General features: G+C 63.9%; 4 protein-coding genes. All 4 read left to right on the top strand.

Annotated elements, in window-relative coordinates:
- Window positions 1–24 precede the first annotated feature (24 nt).
- The gene (locus VGD20_RS20905; RefSeq protein WP_331136295.1) at window positions 25–927 is read left to right on the top strand and encodes an SPFH domain-containing protein; all 903 of its coding nucleotides are present in this window, start codon (window positions 25–27) and stop codon (window positions 925–927) included.
- Window positions 928–939: 12 nt separating this feature from the next.
- Window positions 940–1,143, top strand: coding sequence for a toxin-antitoxin system HicB family antitoxin (locus VGD20_RS20900; RefSeq protein ID WP_331136294.1), 204 nt, complete (start codon window positions 940–942; stop codon window positions 1,141–1,143).
- Between the two features lie 2 nt (window positions 1,144–1,145).
- A complete protein-coding gene (locus VGD20_RS20895; protein ID WP_137889060.1) occupies window positions 1,146–1,388 on the top strand; it encodes a hypothetical protein in 243 nt (80 codons plus the stop codon).
- Between the two features lie 89 nt (window positions 1,389–1,477).
- Window positions 1,478–2,056: ribulose-phosphate 3-epimerase (gene rpe / locus VGD20_RS20890; protein ID WP_331136293.1), on the top strand; the 579-nt coding region annotated here is incomplete at its 3' end.

Here is a 2,056-nt window from a genome sequence, read left to right as displayed (position 1 = left end):
ATATCGAGTGATTCGGAGGGAAATATGGTCGAGACAGGGACACCCGCGCTGAACCGCAGCCGGGAAAGTCGCGCCGCTACGCAAAGCGGCTATCTGATGTTGTTCGTCTGGCTGCTGCTGTTGGGCGCCGCCGTATGGGCTGCGGTCACCAACGCCAACGCCGACGTGCCCGCCGTGTGGAAATGGGTTGTCGTCATTGTCTCGGCGATCGTCGGCACGTTGATCCTTTGCGGCTTCTACCTGATCAACCCCAACGAAGCCGCGGCGATCCAGCTGTTCGGCGCATACAAGGGCACCGACCGCGAGGAAGGGCTGCGCTGGGTGTTGCCCTGGCTGACGCGCAAGAAGATCGCGGTGCGCGCGAACAACGTGATTTCGGACAAGATTAAGGTCAACGACCTGCGCGGCAACCCGATCGAGATGGCGGCGCAGGTCGTATGGCGCGTTACCGACACCGCGCAGGCGCTGTTCGACGTCGACGATTACAAGGAATTCGTGATGGCGCAGATCGAGGCCGCGGTGCGCTCGATCGGCTCGCGCTATCCCTATGACGATATCGAGCATCAGGAAGTCACGCTGCGCGGCAATCATGACGAGGTCGGGGTCGAACTGCGCAAGGCGCTGATCGAACGGCTGGAAGTTGCCGGGATCACCGTCGACGAATGCGGCCTGACCCACCTTGCCTATGCGCAGGAAATCGCCGGCGCGATGCTGCGTCGCCAGCAGGCCGAGGCGGTGATCGCCGCGCGCAAGAAGCTGGTCGAAGGCGCGGTGACGATGGTCGAGATGGCGCTGACCCAATTGTCCGAAAAGGGCGTTGTCGACCTCGACGACGAGCGCAAGGCCGTGATGGTATCGAACCTGATGGTCGTGTTGTGCGGCGAGCGCGACACGCAGCCGGTCGTCAACGCCGGATCGCTTTACTGAGCGACCCGAGCCATGTCAGCGTCCGCCAAAAAGGCCTTTGCCCTCCGTCTCGATCCCGCGCTTTACGCGGCGATCGAGCGGATGGCGGCCACCGAATTGCGCAGCGCCAATGCCGAGATAGAGGTACTGCTCCGCGAAGCGCTGGCACGGCGCGGCGTGGGCGTCAAACCGCCGGTCCCCGCTCGGCGCGGCCGGCCGCCGAAAGAGGAAAGCTGATCATGCTCCACCTGTTCATGCGCAAGAGCCCCTGGTTTCGCGCCAAGCGCCATGGTTATGGCACCGGCCTGCCGTTCGTGTGGGAAGGCTGGTTCTTCCTCGCGCTGCATATCGCGATGATCGCCGGCCTCGCATGGCTCTTCCGCGACCGGCCCGTTCTGATGACGATCCTCGTCGTCCTCGCCGGCCTTGCCCCGATGCCGATCTACCGCGCCAAGACCGAGGGCGGCTGGCGCTGGCGATAAGCTGCCAATCGACATTATTTGGGGATAGCTGCCGATAGCGCCCTCCCCCCGCTTGCCCCCGACTCGCTTGATGGTTAAGGCCGGTTTCTATGACCGCCGCCACGCCTCCCGTCCGTATTGCCCCGTCGATCCTCAGCGCCGATTTCGCACGGCTGGGCGAAGAGGTGCGCGCAATCGAGGCGGCGGGCGCCGACTGGGTGCATATCGACGTTATGGACGGCCATTATGTCCCCAATCTGACAATCGGTCCGGCAGTCGTGAAGGCACTGCGTCCGCATTCGAGCCTTCCCTTTGACGTCCATCTGATGATCAGCCCGGTCGACCATTTCCTCGACGCCTTCGCCGCCGCGGGGGCCGACATCATCACCGTGCATCCCGAGGCGGGACCGCACATCCACCGCACCGTCCAGCACATCAAGTCGCTCGGCAAGCAGGCGGGCGTGTCGCTCAACCCTGCGACCCCGGCTAAGATGCTCGACTATCTGATCGACGATATCGACCTGGTGCTGATCATGAGCGTCAATCCGGGCTTCGGCGGCCAGAGCTTCATTTCGAGCCAGCTTCGCAAGATCGAGGCGGTCCGCAAGATGATCGACAAGTCGGGCCGCGATATCCGGCTGGAAGTCGACGGCGGCATCGATTCCGGCACGGCGCCGCTCGCGATTGCC

The sequence above is a fragment of the Sphingopyxis sp. genome (assembly GCF_036402335.1).
In the GTDB taxonomy this organism is placed as follows: domain Bacteria; phylum Pseudomonadota; class Alphaproteobacteria; order Sphingomonadales; family Sphingomonadaceae; genus Sphingopyxis.
The sequence above is the reverse complement of the archived record's forward strand: the minus strand, read 5'-3'. Positions and strand labels throughout refer to the sequence as shown.

Bases quoted from the DNA above. Each gene is read 5' to 3' on its own strand.
- VGD20_RS20905 (WP_331136295.1), top strand. From the start codon at position 25: ATGGTCGAGACAGGGACACCCGCGCTGAACCGCAGCCGGGAAAGTCGC.
- VGD20_RS20900 (WP_331136294.1), top strand. From the start codon at position 940: ATGTCAGCGTCCGCCAAAAAGGCCTTTGCCCTCCGTCTCGATCCCGCG.
- VGD20_RS20895 (WP_137889060.1), top strand. From the start codon at position 1,146: ATGCTCCACCTGTTCATGCGCAAGAGCCCCTGGTTTCGCGCCAAGCGC.